The organism is Variovorax sp. OK605, from assembly GCF_900115445.1.
GTDB lineage: Bacteria > Pseudomonadota > Gammaproteobacteria > Burkholderiales > Burkholderiaceae_C > Variovorax.
Genome location: NZ_FOWL01000001.1, coordinates 103724 through 119339, shown reverse-complemented (window position 1 = coordinate 119339; position 15616 = coordinate 103724). Strand labels below are relative to the sequence as shown.

The following is a 15616-nucleotide window of genomic DNA, read 5'->3' as shown; positions in this document are numbered from 1 at the left end:
GTGCCGCGCGGCTCAAGCGGCTTCGACCATCGAGACCGCCGACTCCATGTCGACCGCCACGATGCGCGACACGCCCTGCTCCTGCATCGTCACGCCGATCAGTTGCTCGGCCATTTCCATGGCGATCTTGTTGTGGCTGATGAAGAGGAACTGGGTTTCGCGGCTCATGGCGGTCACGAGTTTGGCATAGCGCTCGGTGTTCGCGTCGTCCAGCGGCGCGTCCACTTCGTCGAGCAGGCAGAAAGGCGCCGGGTTGAGCTGGAAGATCGCGAACACGAGCGCAATGGCCGTGAGCGCCTTCTCGCCGCCCGACAGCAGGTGGATGGTCTGGTTCTTCTTGCCGGGTGGCTGCGCCATCACCTGCACGCCGGAGTCGAGGATCTCGTCGCCCGTCATCATCAGCTTGGCATTGCCGCCGCCGAAGAGCTCCGGGAACATGCGGCTGAAGTGGTCGTTGACGATCTTGAAGGTGCCGCCCAGCAGTTCGCGCGTTTCGCCGTCGATCTTGCGGATGGCGTCTTCGAGCGTGCCGATGGCTTCGTTCAGGTCGGCCGACTGTGCGTCGAGGAAGGTCTTGCGCTCGCTGGCAATGGCCAGTTCGTCGAGCGCGGCCAGGTTCACCGCGCCGAGCGCGACCACTTCGCGGTTGAGGCGGTCGATTTCGCTTTGCAGGCCCGTGAGCTTGACCTTGTCGGTCTCGATCGACTGCTCGATGGCCTCGAGGTCGGCACCGGCGTCGTCCAGCAGTTGCTGGTATTGCTCCACGCCCAGGCGCGCGGCCTGTTCCTTGAGCTGGAATTCGGTGATGCGCTGGCGCAGCGGATCGAGTTCGCGCTCGAGCTGCAGGCGGCGCTCGTCGCTGGCGCGCAGCTTGAGCGTGAGGTCGTCGTACTGGCTGCGCGCCGAGCCCAGCGCGGCTTCGCGTTCGAGCTTGAGCGCCAGCGCGTCCTGCAGGCCGGCTTGCGCGGCGGCGTCGGAGAGCCGGCCCAGTTCGGCGCGGGCACGCTCGTCTTCGTCGGTGAGCGACACCACCTGCTGCGCCGCGGTTTCGATGGAGCGGTTCAGCTCGCCCCGGCGGGCTTCGAGCGTGCGCTGCGAGAAGGTGGCTTCCTGCGCCTGACGCTCGAGGCTGCGGTGCTGTTCGCGGCTCGCGTTCAGCGCGCGTCCGGCGTCGATGACGCGCTCGTCGAGCTGTGCATGGCGCTCCTGGCTGTCGGCCAGTTGCATGTCGAGCTCTTCGAAACGGCCTTCGGCGGCCATGCGGCGCTCCTGCAGTTCCTCGAGCTGGGCGTCGACCTCGCCGAGGTCGTTGGCCAGTTGCTCGCTGCGGGCGCGGGTCTGTTCGGCCAGCTGCGTCATGCGCAGCGTCTCGACCTGCAGCTCGTGCGCGCGCGATTGGGTTTCGGCGGCCTCGCGGCGTGCGGTCACCAGGCGTTGCGCGGCGTCGCCGTAGGCGGCCTCGGCGCGGATCAGCGCGGTGCGCGCTTCTTCGTTGATGAGCGTCTGGGCGCGCAGCTGGCGCTCCAGGTTTTCCATTTCCTGCTGGCGGGCCAGCAGGCCGGCCTGTTCGGAATCGGGTGCGTAGAAGTTGACGCTGTGCGCGGAGACGGCATGGCCGCTCTGCACGTAGATCATTTCACCGGGCTGCAGCGTGGCACGCGCGGCCAGTGCCTCCTCGAAGCTCGCGGCGGTGTAGCAGCCGTGCAGCCAGTCGGTCAGCAGGGCCTGCTGGCCGGCGTCGTTCAGCCGCAGCAGGGCCGACAGGCGCGGCAGCGCGGCCGTGCCTTCGGGCACGCCGGCAGCGGGCGGGCTGTAGAAAGCGAGCTTGGCGGGCGGCGCGTCGTTGCCGAAGGCACGCACCATCTCCAGGCGGCTGACCTCGAGCGCGCCCAGGCGTTCGCGCAGCGCGGATTCGAGCGCGCTCTCCCAGCCCTGCTCGATGTGGATGCGGCTCCACAGGCCCTGCAGGCCGTCCAGGCCGTGCTTGGCGAGCCAGGGCGCGAGCTTGCCGTCGGTCTTGACCTTTTCCTGCAGCGCGCGCAGCGCTTCGAGGCGGGCCGAGAACTCGGCATGGCGCGCGCCTTCGGTGTTGACGGCCTGCTGCTTCGTGCGGCGGTCGTCGTCGAGCTGCGGCACGGTTTCCTGCAGTTCCTGCAGGCGCGCATCGGCTTCGCTGGCGGCCTCCTGCGCGGCGGCGTGCTGCTCCTGCATGTCGAGCAGGCGGGCTTCGTCGGGCGCGGCCAGCGCGTTCTGGTCGGCGCGCAGGCGTTCGCTGCGCTGCGTGAGCTGGCGGCTTTGTTCCTCGATGTTGCGCTGGTCGGCGGCCAGCACCTGGATCTGCTGCTGCACCTGCGACACGGTCGTGCGCTGGGCGTTGGCCTCGTCCTGGGCGCGCTGCACGGCCTCTTCCAGATCGGGCATGCGCGCGTCGTGTTCCTCGAGCTGCGCGGCCAGCAGAATGGCCTGCTCCTCGGCGTCCACGCCGGCACCGGCCAGCGTCTCGATCTCGGCTTCGGCTTCCTCGCGGCGGCGGCCCCACTGGCCCATCTGCTCGCGCAACTGCACCAGGCGCTGTTCGACGCGCTGGCGGCCCTCGACCACGAAGCGGATCTCGCCCTCGAGGCGGCCGACTTCGGCGCTGGCCTCGTAGAGCTTGCCCTGCGCCTGGTTGACGGTGTCGCCGGCGCCGTAGTGGGCCTGGCGCACGGTTTCGAGCTCGGCTTCGATGTGGCGCAGGTCGGCCGTGCGCGACTCCAGGTCGTTGATGGCCTTCTCGGAGTCGTTCTTGATCTTGGCCTGGTCGGCGTTGCTTTCGCTGCGCTTCAGAAACCACAGCTGGTGCTGCTTCTTCGTGGCGTCGCCCTGCAGCGTGTTGTAGCGCGCGGCCACCTCGGCCTGCTTCTCGAGCTTCTCGAGGTTGGCGTTGAGCTCGCGAAGAATGTCCTCGACCCGCGTGAGGTTCTCGCGCGTGTCGCCCAGGCGGTTCTCGGTTTCGCGGCGGCGCTCCTTGTACTTGGAGACGCCCGCGGCTTCTTCCAGGAACAGGCGCAGCTCTTCGGGCTTCGATTCGATGATCCGGCTGATCGTGCCCTGGCCGATGATGGCGTAGGCCCGCGGGCCGAGGCCCGTGCCCAGGAACACGTCCTGCACGTCGCGCCGGCGCACCGGCTGGTTGTTGATGTAGTAGCTGCTCGTGCCGTCGCGCGTGAGCACGCGGCGCACCGCGATTTCGTTGAACTGGTTCCACTGGCCACCGGCGCGGTGGTCGGCGTTGTCGAACACCAGTTCCACGCTCGAGCGGCTGGCCTGCTTGCGCGTGGTCGTGCCGTTGAAGATCACGTCCTGCATCGACTCGCCGCGCAGCTCCGACGCGCGCGATTCGCCGAGCACCCAGCGAACCGCATCCATGATGTTCGACTTGCCGCAACCGTTGGGCCCGACCACCCCGACCAGTTGCCCCGGCAGCAGGAAGTTGGTGGGTTCGGCGAACGACTTGAAGCCCGAGAGCTTGATGGAATTAAGACGCACGACTTGTCGGCCTGGCTTGGCTGTAGCGCCAAGGTATTGATTTGTAAGGAAAATTGCACGGGCCTGCAGCTTGCAGCAGGCCGCCGCCCCAGCCGTGGATGATAACGTCAGGGCATGAGCGATTCCCCGGTTTCTCCCCTCGCCATTCGACGTGGCTGCCTGCTGGCGGGCATGGCTGCGCTGCTCGGTCTTGCAGGCTGCTCGTCGATGCACGACACCCAGCGTGCCGAGCCCTACAACAACCAGGAGTGGCTGCAATCCGGCGCCAACCGCATCGCCAACCTGTCGTTGCGCGACAACCTGCAGTCGGTGCGGCGCGTGCAGAGCACGCTGTACAAGCGCAACCCGCGCGAATGGCGCAAGTCGGCCGCCAGCATGGACGAAGCCACCCAGCGCGCCTGGGACGCCGTGCTCAAGGGCCCGCCGCTGCCCGAACTCAAGGGCGCCACCGGCATCGACGCGATCCGCCTGGCCTTCGACACCGGCCCGCAGGGCTACCAGGGCGACCGCGTGGCCGCGCTGGTATACGGCTGGACCAGCATGCTCAAGCAGGCCAACGGCGACACCTGGGACCAGACCATGGTCGACGGCGTGAACGCCGAGAACAGCTTCCGGGCCGCGCGCAACTTCGAGATTTCGCTCTGGCTCATCTCCTCCAAGACCGGCCCCGACGGCCAGCCGCTGCTGCTGGCCACCGAGATCAGCGACCGCGGCCGCAACCTCGTGGCCGACCGCGAACTGTCGAAGGTGGTGGCGCGGCTCGACCTGCTGGCCGCGCAGGCCGACGAGAAATACCGCCGCGCGGCGCTCGACTTCGGGCAGAACTGGGTGATGGGCGTGGTCATGCCCTTCTTCACGCTGGTGCCCAAGTAAGCCCGGGCCCGTGAGTCCGTGAAGCCCGCGCGAAGCGAAATGGCACACTGTCAGTTGCGGAAAGCTATTTCCGAAATTGCCATTTGCGGTAATATATTTCCGTGGACAAGCAAGCCCTCATCACCGCCCTGACCGCGCGCCGCGAGGCCGCCGGCATCTCGAATGCCGAGATCGCGCTGCGCTCGGGGCTCACCGAGCGTTCGGTGCGCAACGCCTTGAGCCTGCGCGGCAACCCGCAGCTGTCGTCGCTGCTGGCGCTGGTCGACGCGCTCGGGCTCGAGCTGCAGCTCGCGCCCAAGGGCTTCGGCGAAACCACGGCCACCGACCCCGGCTACCGCCCGGTGACCACGCGCATCGGCCATGCGGTGGCGCAGGCGCCCTCCCCGCCGTACGCCAAGCGGCGTCCCCCGCCGTCCTCGTCATGAACGTCAAGATCCTCGAGATCGCGCTTGGCGCCAGGCGCTTCGGCAAGCTGTTCCAGTACGCCGACCTGTGCCGCTTCGTCGCCGAACCCGAGCTGGTCGCCAACCCGCCGGCCGACGTGCTGTCGCTCTCCATGGTGGCGAGCGACCCGGCGGCCCAGTCGGCGTTGTGGAGCGACGTCAAGAACCCGCTGTTCAACGCCCAGGGCGGCCAGTTGCCCAGCTTCTTCCAGAACCTGCTGCCCGAGGGCGTGCTGCGCAGCCACATCGCGCAGTTGCGCGGCTGCCTGGAGAACGACCATTTCGAACTGCTCGCGGCCTGCGGCGGCGACCTGCCCGGCGCGGTGAGCGCCAGGCCGGTGACGGTCGACCGCGGCACGCTGCAACGGCTCATCACGCAGGACCAGGACGCGCTGGAGATGTCGGTGGTCGAGCTGCCGCTGCCGCAGGGCATCTCGGTGTCGGGCGTGCAGCCCAAGCTCGGCCTGCGCCGCCAGGGTGGGCGCTACGTGGCGCGCACGCGTGCCGGCGCCAGCACGCGCGTCATCGCCAAGCTGCCGGTGGCCGGGCGGCCGCACATGCCGCAGCTCGAGATGCTGTCGCTGCAGATGGCGGGCGCGGCGGGCGTCGAGGTGTGCCATGCCGAACTCGCCCCGCTGTCGGCCATTGCCGCGGAGCACAGCTATGCGCTGCCCGACGAGCCCGAATTCCTGGCGGTCACGCGCTTCGACCGCGACGGCGCGCGCCGCATCCACTTCGAAGACTTCGCGCAGGTGCTGGCGATCGACCCGATGCGCAAGTACGGCGCGAGCTACCTCGACATGGCACTGGCCATGCGCGCCTTCCCGTCGCTGGGCGACGAAGCGGTGCTCGAACTCGTGCGGCGGCTCGTGGTGAACGACCTGCTCGGCAACCCCGACGCCCACCTGAAGAATTTCGGGGTGCTGTATCCCGACGGCGTCGCGCCGCGCTTGGCGCCGGCCTATGACATCGTGGCCTATGCCGCTTTGCAAGGGGTCGAAGGCCACGCGCTGCCGCTGCTGCCCGCCGCTTCCAGCACGGCCAGGCGGGTGGCCCTGTTCACGCCGGCCAACATGCGCGCCTTCTGTTTCTCGACCGGGCTGCACGAGCCGCTGGTGCGCCGCATCGTCGCGGACACCGCGCGGCTCGCACGCGAAAAGTGGCCCGCGATGATCGACGCCTCGACCCTGCCCGCGCCCTGGAAGAAACGGCTGCAGCAGCGCTTGCAGGCACATCCCTTGCTGCAATCGATGCGCAAGCGGGGCAAATAACCCATTGAAGCCCGATCGAAGCCTGATCAAGGCGCATCCGAAAAATCACACCCCTAGAATGATCCGGCCCTCCACCCCTCAACCCATTCGAGGCAGCAGCAACTCATGAGCTCCATCAATTTCATCGGCGGCGAAAAAGGCGGTGTCGGCAAGTCGGTCACGGCACGCGTGCTGGCGCAATACTTCATCGACCACAGCCGGCCGTTCGTGGGCTTCGACACCGACCGCTCGCACAGCTCGTTCACGCGCTTCTACGAAGGCTTCGCCTCGCCCGTGGTGGTCGACAGCTTCGAAGGCCTCGACACCGTGGTCAACGGCTTCGAGACCAACCCGCAGCAAAGCGTGATCGTCGACCTCGCGGCGCAGACGCTGGCGCCGCTGTCGCGCTGGATCAAGGAATCGGACCTGTTCGACGTGTTCGCCGAGATCGGCGTCACGGTCAACTTCTGGCACGTTCTGGACGACGGCAAGGACTCGACCGACCTGCTCGGCACGCTGATCGACACCTTCGGCAACCGGCCCAACTACATCGTGGTGCAGAACTATGGCCGCGGCAGCGACTTCGGCATGCTGCTGGGCTCGCAGTCGCTCTCCAAGGCGACGGCGAACGGGGCGCGCGTGATCGCCCTGCCGCGCCTGCACGACGCGAGCATGCGCAAGATCGATGCGCAGAACACGAGCTTCTGGAAGGCCGTGAACGACCGCGAAGGCGCGCATGCCCTGGGACTGCTGGAGCGCCAGCGCGTGAAGTCGTGGCTGGCCACGGCCTACGCGGCGTTCGATACCTTGCCGTTGTGACGCTGTGAATCTTCGAGGCCCGGCGCGGCGTTGACGCCGGCGGCCCTCACCCTCACCTTCTACCTCTCCCGGCGGGAGAGGGAGCAACTCAAATCATCCCGCCGTTGATCGAGATGACCTGCCCCGTGATGTAGGCGGCCTCGTCGCTCGCCAGGAATGCGGCCAGCGCGGCCACTTCCTGCGGCGTACCGGCGCGCTTCACCGGCACCATCTGGTTGATGACCGCCGGGTCGAACACGGCGTCCGCCATCGGCGACGCGATGATCCCGGGTGCGATCGCATTCACCGTGACGCCGCGCGACGCCACCTCGAGCGACAGCGCCTTGGTCGCGCTGTTCAGCGCGCCCTTGGCCGCGGCATAGTTCACCTGCCCCTTGTTGCCCGCGATCGCGGCCACGGACGAGATGTTCAGGATGCGGCCCCAGCGCGTGCGCATCATCGGCAGCAGCAACGGCTGCGTGACGCGGAAGAAGCCGTTGAGCGACACGTCGATCACCTTGTGCCATTGCGCAGCGCGCATGCCGGGCAGCACGGCGTCGTCGTGCACACCCGCGTTGTTGACCAGGATCTGCACCGGCCCGGCTTCCAGGATGCGCGCGGTGGCGGCCGCGCAGGCCTCGTCGCTGCACAGGTCGAACACATGGCATTCCGCCTTGCCGCCCGCCGCCGCGATCGACGCGGCCAATTGCTCGACGGCCTCGGGCCGCGAATTCGCGTGCAGCAGCACCGTGGCGCCATCGCGCGCCAGGCGTTGCGCCATGGCCGCGCCGAGCGCGCCGCTCGCGCCGGTGATCAGTGCGCGTTTTCCTTCGAGACTCATGGCGATGGGGTGCTTTCTGTGGCCAGCGGCGTGTTGAGGACGACCACGGCACGGCCTTCGGCCAGCACGCGGCTGTCGTCGGCCGTCACCGTGAACGCATAAAGAATCTGGCGGTCGTCGCCCGACAGGCGCTGGGCGCGCACCTGCAGCGCGCCGGGCACGTCGTCCAGCCGCGCTACCGCCAGCTTGACGTTGCGCGCGCTCGCCAAAAAGCCGGCCGAAGGCGTGCTGCCCTCCGCGGCCAGCAGCCCGCCGTGCAGCGCCATCGCCTGCGCCGCGTACTCCACGGCGTTGGGCGCGAGCAGGCCGCTTTCGGTGCGCAGCGGGTTGTCGGCCTGCGCGTGCGTGGTGGTGCTGCAATGGATGGCGTCGGCGTCCCAGCTTTCGAGCCGCTCCAGCAGGCACATGCTGCCGCTGTGCGGAATGCGCCGGGCGATGCCGTCGCGGTCGAGCGTCTGCGGCGCGGTCATGCGGCGGGGTCCAGGTCGGCCACCAGCAGCACGTTGGCAAAGGGCGTGCCTTCGCTCATCGGCATGCTCTGCACGCGGAATCCCAGGCGCTGCAGCAGCGCGGTCCATTCGGCCAGCGGGCGGCCCCAGGTCGGCGAAACCTTGTGGCCGCGAATGCGCGTGACGGTGCGGTCGACCCACTGGCTGATCGCAAAGCCGCGGCGGCTCGACGCATCGCCCACGCGCAGCAGCAGCCGCGCCTGCGGGTTGCCGCCGCGGCGCAGCGCGTCGCGCACCCGCACGAGCACGCCTTCCTGCGCCTCGAGGTCCACGTAGTGCAGCACGTCGAGGATCACGACGAGGTCGCAGTCGGGCAGGTTCGCCGAGCACATGTCGGCGCAGAGCAGCCGGGGCGCGGGCAGCAGATGGCCGATGGAGGCTTCGGCGCGCGCCACGTCCTTGGGCATCAGCTCGATGCCGGTGTAGTCGGCGCGCTCCGGCGTGGCGGCCCACGACGCCGGCCAGCGGCCCTGCTTCTGCATGACGCTCATCGACGCCAACAGGCTCGCGAACAGGCCCTGCCCGCAGCCGATGTCGACCACGCGCCGGTGCTGCGCACCGATCAGCCCGCGTTCGAGCAGCCCGCGAAACACCGGGTCGCGTCCCAGCTTGCCGCGCGCGAAGTGCCAGGCGAAGCTGCCGCCTTTCTTGTAGGGAACGGTCGCGGCCTCGTGCAGCTCGCGCCAGGCGGTGTCCGTCGAAGACGACGGCGACATCACGGCGCTCATGCTTTCAGGCCCTCGGGCAATGTGACAGCGCGCAGTCCATCGGCGCGCAGGCGTTCGAGCAACAAGGGCAATACCTCCAGCAAAACGGGTTGTCCTTCGGCCGTGCGCGCGGCGTTGCCGTCGTGCAGCAACAGGATGTCGCGGGCCTGCAGGTCGCGGCTCAGGCGCGCCATCACCTTGGCGGCGTCGCCTTCGCGCGTGTCGAAGCCGCGCCGCGTCCAGCTCACGAGCGAAAGGCCGAGGCGGTGCAGCACGGGTTCGAGAAAGGGGTTGCGCAGGCCGGCCGGCGCGCGGAAACAGGTCGGGCGCTGGCCGGTGATGTCGCTCAGGATGTCCTGTGCGCGCGCGATCTCGGCCGCGAAACCGCGTGGTCCGAGAAAGGAAAAATTGTGCCGGTGCTGCGCCGTGTGGTTCTGGATGCTGTGGCCGCGCGCGACGATCTCGCGCGCCAGCTCGGGGTGCGCCAGCACGCGCTCGGCAATGCAGAAGAAGGTGGCGCGCTGGCCGTGCGCGTCGAGCAGGTCGAGCACGCGCGGCGTGACCTCGGGCTCCGGCCCGTCGTCGATGGTGATCGCCACTTCGCGCCGCGCCGCCGCCGCCTCGGGCAGCCGCGTGACGTTCGGCCCCAGCAGGTTGCTGCGCGGCGTCAGGCCGGCGCCGGTGATCAGCGCGTGGTTCAACACGATGGCGCCCACGGCCCAGGGCCATGCGCCCGGCACCAGCACGCCCGCGCCGATGGCCGCGACGTGCCACGCCGCGCTGGCGCGGATGGCCGTCGGCCAGGGCCAGGATTCGGTGCGGGTCGAAGCGGATGCGGTGGACATGGAAGCGGATTTTCCCATCAGGCACGCGGGGCCGGCGAACCCTGCGGCGGCGTCACGCGCCGCGCAAAAGCCGCCGACAACAGCAGCGCCAGCAAGGCGCCCGGCGCCACCACGCGGCCGATGGACGACAGCGCCGGAATGTCCGAGATCGCGATCAGCCCGAACGACACCACGGTTGTCAGGTTGGCCAGCATCAGCGACGCCAGCGTGTCTTCGTCGGCACGCCCCGTGGTGCGCAGCTGGTCGAAGAACAGCGCGTAGTTGGAGCCCACCGCCACGATCAGCAGCAGCCCCACCAGGTGCAGGATGCCCAGGGCCGCCTGCAGCACGGCCATGCCGCCCAGCGTGAGCACCACCGCGAACAGCAGCGGCTGGCACACGGCCACCAACCGGCGCCACGAGCGCAGGTAGATGCCCAGCAGCACCACCACGGCCAGCGCGCCGAGCAGCACCTGCACGAAAGCCTCGTGCAGGTAGCGCTGGTACAGCCCCGCGAGCTCGCGGCCGACATCGACCACCTGCACTTCGGGCAACCCGGCCAGCGCGGCTTCGAGGCGGCCCTGGTCGAACTTGGCTCCCGGGTGCAGCACCAGCAGCGTGCCCCAGCCGCCGCCGGGGCGCTGGTACATCAGCGTGTTGAGCACCGAGCCCAGCGGCCCGTCGGCCAGGTCGGCGCGCTGCACGGGCGCGAGCTTGCGCGCCGCTTCCACGTCGTCCAGGAAGGGGCCGAGGCGCGAGGCCGGCAGCGGCAGGCCCTTGGTGGCCTCGCCGAGGTTGGCGCGCAGCGTGTCGGCATTCGGCAGGCTGGCGATGCGCGCCGCCTGCGTCTGCATGCTCGGCAGCACGCGGGTGACGGCTTCGTAGCCGACGAGTTCGCCCTTGTCCACCAGCGCGTCGAGCCGGGCCGCGGCGGCCTCGGTGTTGCGCAGCGCGGCCTGTTCGTCGTTGCCGTAGGCCACGACCAGCACGCCGCCGTCGCTGGCGCCGATGTCGTTGCGCAGCGTTTCGTCGAGCTGTTGCGCGGCCTTGGGCACCGGGCTCATCGCGCCAAGGTCGGCGCGCCACAGGTGGCCGCCCTGCCACAGCACCAGCGCCAGCGCGGCCACGCCGAGCGCGGCCAGCGGCCAGCGCAGGCTGGGCAGGCCGCGCACCAGCGCGCCAGCCATCTGCGCCATGTACTTGCGCATGCCCATGCCGGTGGCGCCGTCGGGTGCCAGCATCGGCAGCACGTAGCGGGTGGCAAGCGCCGCCGAGACCAGGCCGGCAATGGAGAACACGCCCAGCTGCGCCAGCCCCGGGAAGCCCGAGAACACCAGCGCCGCGAAGCCGCACACCGAAGTCAGCAGGCCCAGCCGCACGGTGGGCCAGTTCAGGTCGCGCCAGCGGCGCCAGCCGGTGCCGGCCACGGCGGCGCCTCGTGCCTGGATCAGGTAATAGATGGCGTAGTCCACCGTCTCGCCGATCAGCGTGCTGCCGAAGCCCAGCGTGAGCCCGTGCACCGAACCGAACACCACGCTCACGCTCGCCGTGCCGATCACCACGCCCGTGGCCACCGGCAGGAAGGCGATGACCAGCGCGCGCGGTGAGGCGAAGGCCAGCAGCAGCAGGCAGCCCATCACGATGCCGCCCACCACCGCGAGGTGCATGGCTTCGGTCTTGATCTTGTCGCGGCTCATCACCGAGAACACCGGCGGGCCGCTGAGCAGCAGCTTGGGGGCATCGGCGCCCATGTCGCGCGCGGCGGCCTCGTAGGCGGCATGCACCCGGGCGATGGCCACGGCCTGCGCGTCGAGGTCGCTGCCGGCGGCGCGCGTGGTGGCGATCATCAGCGCGCGCGGCGCGCTGCGCGACATCCACACGCCGTCTTCGCTGCGCGGCGCGCTCGCGGGCATCAGCTCCATGGCGATGCGCTGCGTCTCGCCGGTCGGATCGCGGTCGAGGAACGGCTTGACGACGTTGCCGGCCGGGGTGCCCAGCATCGACAGGGTTTCGTTGATCGCGTCGCGCAGGCCTTCGGTGCTGAACTGGCCGGGCGTGACGCCGGGCGACAGCTGGTAGCGGTGCTGGAACACCCAGGTGCCCGCGTCGCTCCAGTCGCTGACGTCGCCGTTCTGGACCAGGTCGAACAGCTTGCTCTCGCGCATGTCCTTGGCCACCGCGCGCGACACGGCCGCGCGTTGCTCGGTGCTGCCGCCCTCGATGCCCAGCATGAGCGTGCGCGAGGCCACGCCGCTTTGCAGCTGCTCGATGAGCACGCGCTGGCGAACGTCGGGGCTCTTGGGCAGGAAGGCCGAGAGGTCGGCGCCGATCTGCGTGCGGGCGATGATCACCGCGCCGCACAGCAGCACCAGCAGCCATGCCAGCAGCACGACCGCCCGGCGCGACCAGCTCGGCGGGCCGTCGGTCTGCGGCGCCGTCACGGCGTGGTGCGTCCGGGGGGGCCGGACGGAGCCATGGCCGCCGGTGCGGCCGGCGCCGTTGCGGCCGGTGCGGCGCCCGGCGTGATGTTCATCGACGAGCGGTCGCCGCCGACGAACTCCATCTCGAGCGCGAGCACGTCGCTCGCGCGGCCGCTGATGCGCATGCTGCGCACCTGCGCGGCCAGCCGGCTGTCCAGCGGCACGAGGTCGAGCGTCCACTTGGCCGGCGAGCCCGTCACCGTGCTCTTGAAGTAGCGCTGCAGCGTGGCGCCGTCACCGGTGAGCGTGCCGCGCATGGCTTCGACCAGGCCCAGCAGCTCGGGCATGCTGTCGAGTGCCAGCGTGCGGTTGCGGCCGCCGCGCGACAGCGTGAGCGTGTTGCCCTCGACCGCCATGGTCTCGATGCGCGGCGACAGCGTGCGGCGCACCAGCTTGTCGGGCGCGTCGAAGCTCAGCGTGCCGCTGGCGTCGAGCGGGCCTTCGAGGCCGTGCACGAAGCGTTGTTCGGTGAAGCGGGCCTCGCCGCTCTTCTGCTTGGCCAGCAGGCTCATCAGTTCGGGCAGGTCGAAGGCCGCCCAGGCCGGTGCCGCGCCCAGCGTCAGGGCCAGCGCCAGCACGAATGCCTTGCCAAGCGAGTCAAGCCGCATCTTCGAGCCAGAAATCATGAAAGTTGAACCAGTTGTAGGGGTACGCGCGGCACAGCGCCTCCAGGCGCGCCACGTAGGCTTCCACCGCCGCGCGGATGCGCGCTTCGCGCTCCTCGGGGCTGGTGGCACGCTCGCGGAAGTCGGCCAGCGGGTCGAACCGGACATCGTAGCGCCCGCCTCCGCCATAAAGCCCCGCCATGAAGAAGACCTTGCGGCGCAGCAGCGACGCGAGGCGAAACGGGCCGTCGTTGAAGACGGCGGGCTGCCCGAGGAACGGCAGCACGATGTTGTTGCCGCGCTGCTGGGCGGGCTGCTCCTCGCTGCCCGGCAGCGTTCGGTCGGCCAGCATGCCGCCCATCCCGCCGCCGTCGAGCCAGTCGCGCAGGTCGAGCATCGAGTGCGGGCGGCCCAGCGCGATCACGTGCGGGCGCAGTTCGGGCACCGCAATGGCGTTGAGGATGCCGGTGATGCGCTGCGCGTTGTCCGGGTACATGAGCATCGCCAGGCGCATGTCGCGCTGGTGCGTCTGCTGCTTGCAGGCGCCCAGCGCCTCGAAGCTGCCGACGTGCGCGCCGAGCAGGAAGGCACCCCGCCCGCTCGCCAGTTCGGCGTCGACCGGCTCGTTGCCTTCGATCTTCACCTCGAACAGGTCCATGCGCCCGCGCAGGAAGTACACGCGGTCCAGCACGGTCGAGGCAAAGGCGTGCAGCAGGCGGAAACCGTCGAACCAGCCCGCGCGCGGGCCGATGGCACGGAACAGGTACCGCTTGATGTGGCGGCGCTGCGCCGGCGCGAACAGGAGAAAGTACAGCGCGATCGGCGGCAGCAGCAGCCGCGTGACGTGGCGCCCGAAGAACAGCGCCATGAACACGATGAAGCGCAGCGCGAGCATGTTGCTGCGCTCGGGCGCACGGGCCCAGTCGCCGCTCTCCCCTTTGGGGGTCGGGTGAGACGCCTGGCTCGTGTGGGCCGCCTCTTTCACGGCGTGCGTCTCGACGTGCGTGTGCTTCATCACGCCGAATCTTGCACGGCCGTCCAGCGGCCGGTGACGGCCACCACGCCGTCGCAGCGCACGTCGAAACGCACGCCGCGCGCGACGCCGGCTTCCGGCTGCAGCTCGATCGACAGGGTGCTGCCGGGCCGCACGGGCGCCAGGAACTTGGCGGCGGCGAGCGTCGGGTTGGCGCCCAGGCGCGCGGTGAGCGCCGGCACGCGGCGAATGGCTTCCATCACCTCGGCCAGCACCAGCGCGCCCGGCAGCAGCGGCTGCCCCGGGAAATGCCCGGCAAACACGGGATGGTCGGCGGGCACGGTGTGCGCCATCTGCACCGGCGTGTCGTCCTCGGCGAGCTGCGCCAGCGCGAACTCGCGCAGCGCCCGCACGGTGAGCTTGCCCGTGCCTTCGCGCGGGAACGCCTTGACCTGCACCACGCGGCGCGGCACGAACACCGGCTCCAGCCGCTGGCGCAGGGCCGCGATGATCTGGCCCGCGCTCAGCGTGGGCGCGACCACGAAGGCCACCGGCCGCACCACGCCGTCGGCCACCTCGTCGGGCAGCCAGAAGGCGCCGTCGTCCACGCCGGCAATGCTGTTCAGATGAAAGTTCAGGTGCGCCAGCGAACTGCGCCGCCCGGCCACGTGGATCAGGTCGTTGGCGCGGCCGAACAGGCGGAAGCGGCGCTCGTCGAGCAACTCGAGCACGTCGGCCATGGGCGTGGGCTCGGGCATGAAGTCGCCCTGGAAGATGAAGCGCTCGGGGCCGCCGTCGGCCGAGGGCTCGGCGTGCACGCTGATCTCGCCGAAGGTTTCCCAGATCTCGCTGTCGGTGGTGCGGCGGGTGGCCACCTGCCCCGACTCGGTGCTGCCGTAGATCTCCAGCAGCACGGCGCCCATGGCCTGCTCGGCCTGTTGCGCGAGCTGCGGCGACAGCGGCGCGGTGGCCGACAGGATGAGGTCGACCGGCGGCAGCGCGATGCCCGACAGCAGCAGCGTCTTCAGGTGGAACGGCGTGGTCACCAGCGCGCGCGGGCGCGGCACCGAGGCCAGCGTCTGCGCCACGTCGGCCGGAAAGAACGGCCGGCCGCTTTCGAACGCGGCACCGCCGAGCATGGCCAGCAGCGCCGACGACTCGAGGCCGTAGCTGTGCTGCACCGGCACGGTCGCCACCAGCGTCAGGCCTTCGAGCGTGGGCCGCTCGAGCACGCGGCACAGGCGCTTCACCGCCACCGCGACGTCGCCGACCAGCGTGCGCCAGGTCTTGGCATGCGGCTGCGGCACGCCGGTGGAACCCGAAGTCAGCAGGCTGGCCGCATGCATGGCGCCGTCGATGCGCGGCACCGCGGCGCCGGCATCGCCTTCGAGGCTGGAGCGGTCTTCGATCAGCACGCGCTGCATGCCAGGGGTCTGCAGCTTCGCATCGTCGGTCAGCGCGAAGAGGTTCGGCCCGCCCGATTCGACCAAGCGCGCCAGCGTGTCGGGCCGCGCGTCGGGCGGCAGCAGGCTGGCATGGCCGCGCACCAGCGCGGCGCCCAGGCTCACGGCGAAGGCGTAGCGGTCGACGCACAGGTTCACGGCCGGCCCCTGCGCCGGCAGGGTGGGCGCGAAGCGCGCCACGTCGGCCAGGTACTGCCGCGTGCTCACGGGCACGCCCGCGCGCCAGGCCAGGGGGGCATCGGGGTCGCGCTCGGCGAGCAATGCCAGGAAGCCGGCCGGTTCCGAAGTCGAGGTATCTGTCGTCACGCGGGCCACGCCTGTG

General features: G+C 70.2%; 13 protein-coding genes. 4 read left to right on the top strand and 9 right to left on the bottom strand.

The window, feature by feature from the left end; genetic code table 11:
* Window positions 1-12 precede the first annotated feature (12 nt).
* Entirely contained in the window at window positions 13-3528 is a 3516-nt protein-coding gene (smc, locus tag BM013_RS00625) for a chromosome segregation protein SMC (protein ID WP_093121531.1), read from the bottom strand.
* Window positions 3529-3642: 114 nt separating this feature from the next.
* Between smc and BM013_RS00620 the strand changes: the two genes are divergently transcribed.
* From BM013_RS00620 to BM013_RS00605, 4 genes are all read left to right on the top strand, one after another.
* On the top strand, window positions 3643-4401 hold the full coding sequence (locus BM013_RS00620; RefSeq protein WP_093121528.1) for a hypothetical protein: 759 nt from the start codon (window positions 3643-3645) through the stop codon (window positions 4399-4401).
* A 101-nt stretch (window positions 4402-4502) separates the two neighbouring features.
* Window positions 4503-4826, top strand: a complete 324-nt coding sequence (locus BM013_RS00615; protein ID WP_093121526.1) for a helix-turn-helix domain-containing protein — start codon at window positions 4503-4505, stop codon at window positions 4824-4826.
* On the top strand, window positions 4823-6115 hold the full coding sequence (locus BM013_RS00610) for a type II toxin-antitoxin system HipA family toxin (protein WP_093121523.1): 1293 nt from the start codon (window positions 4823-4825) through the stop codon (window positions 6113-6115). Before BM013_RS00615 ends, BM013_RS00610 begins: the two co-directional genes overlap by 4 nt.
* A 105-nt stretch (window positions 6116-6220) precedes the next feature.
* Window positions 6221-6913: a P-loop NTPase family protein gene (locus tag BM013_RS00605; RefSeq protein WP_093121520.1), complete on the top strand. Its 693-nt coding sequence runs from the start codon at window positions 6221-6223 to the stop codon at window positions 6911-6913.
* Window positions 6914-7001: 88 nt separating this feature from the next.
* Here BM013_RS00605 and fabG read toward each other — a convergent pair whose 3' ends face one another.
* Genes fabG through BM013_RS00565 form a run of 8 tightly spaced genes read right to left on the bottom strand, consistent with a single transcriptional unit; the run spans window position 7002 to window position 15600 of the window.
* A complete protein-coding gene (gene fabG, locus BM013_RS00600) occupies window positions 7002-7733 on the bottom strand; it encodes a 3-oxoacyl-ACP reductase FabG (RefSeq protein ID WP_093121516.1) in 732 nt (243 codons plus the stop codon).
* On the bottom strand, window positions 7730-8203 hold the full coding sequence (locus tag BM013_RS00595) for a hotdog family protein (RefSeq protein WP_093121513.1): 474 nt from the start codon (window positions 8201-8203) through the stop codon (window positions 7730-7732). The genes fabG and BM013_RS00595 overlap by 4 nt, the downstream gene beginning before the upstream one ends.
* Window positions 8200-8970: a class I SAM-dependent methyltransferase gene (locus BM013_RS00590; RefSeq protein ID WP_093121511.1), complete on the bottom strand. Its 771-nt coding sequence runs from the start codon at window positions 8968-8970 to the stop codon at window positions 8200-8202. Before BM013_RS00590 ends, BM013_RS00595 begins: the two co-directional genes overlap by 4 nt.
* Window positions 8967-9812, bottom strand: a complete 846-nt coding sequence (locus BM013_RS00585; protein ID WP_093121508.1) for a polysaccharide deacetylase family protein — start codon at window positions 9810-9812, stop codon at window positions 8967-8969. Before BM013_RS00585 ends, BM013_RS00590 begins: the two co-directional genes overlap by 4 nt.
* Window positions 9812-12214, bottom strand: a complete 2403-nt coding sequence (locus tag BM013_RS00580; RefSeq protein WP_093121506.1) for an MMPL family transporter — start codon at window positions 12212-12214, stop codon at window positions 9812-9814. Before BM013_RS00580 ends, BM013_RS00585 begins: the two co-directional genes overlap by 1 nt.
* Window positions 12211-12861, bottom strand: coding sequence for a LolA-related protein (locus BM013_RS00575; RefSeq protein ID WP_177225396.1), 651 nt, complete (start codon window positions 12859-12861; stop codon window positions 12211-12213). Before BM013_RS00575 ends, BM013_RS00580 begins: the two co-directional genes overlap by 4 nt.
* A complete protein-coding gene (locus tag BM013_RS00570; RefSeq protein ID WP_093121500.1) occupies window positions 12851-13873 on the bottom strand; it encodes an acyl-CoA synthetase in 1023 nt (340 codons plus the stop codon). The genes BM013_RS00575 and BM013_RS00570 overlap by 11 nt, the downstream gene beginning before the upstream one ends.
* The gene (locus BM013_RS00565) at window positions 13873-15600 is read right to left on the bottom strand and encodes an ApeI family dehydratase (protein ID WP_177225395.1); all 1728 of its coding nucleotides are present in this window, start codon (window positions 15598-15600) and stop codon (window positions 13873-13875) included. The genes BM013_RS00570 and BM013_RS00565 overlap by 1 nt, the downstream gene beginning before the upstream one ends.
* Window positions 15601-15616 lie beyond the last annotated feature (16 nt).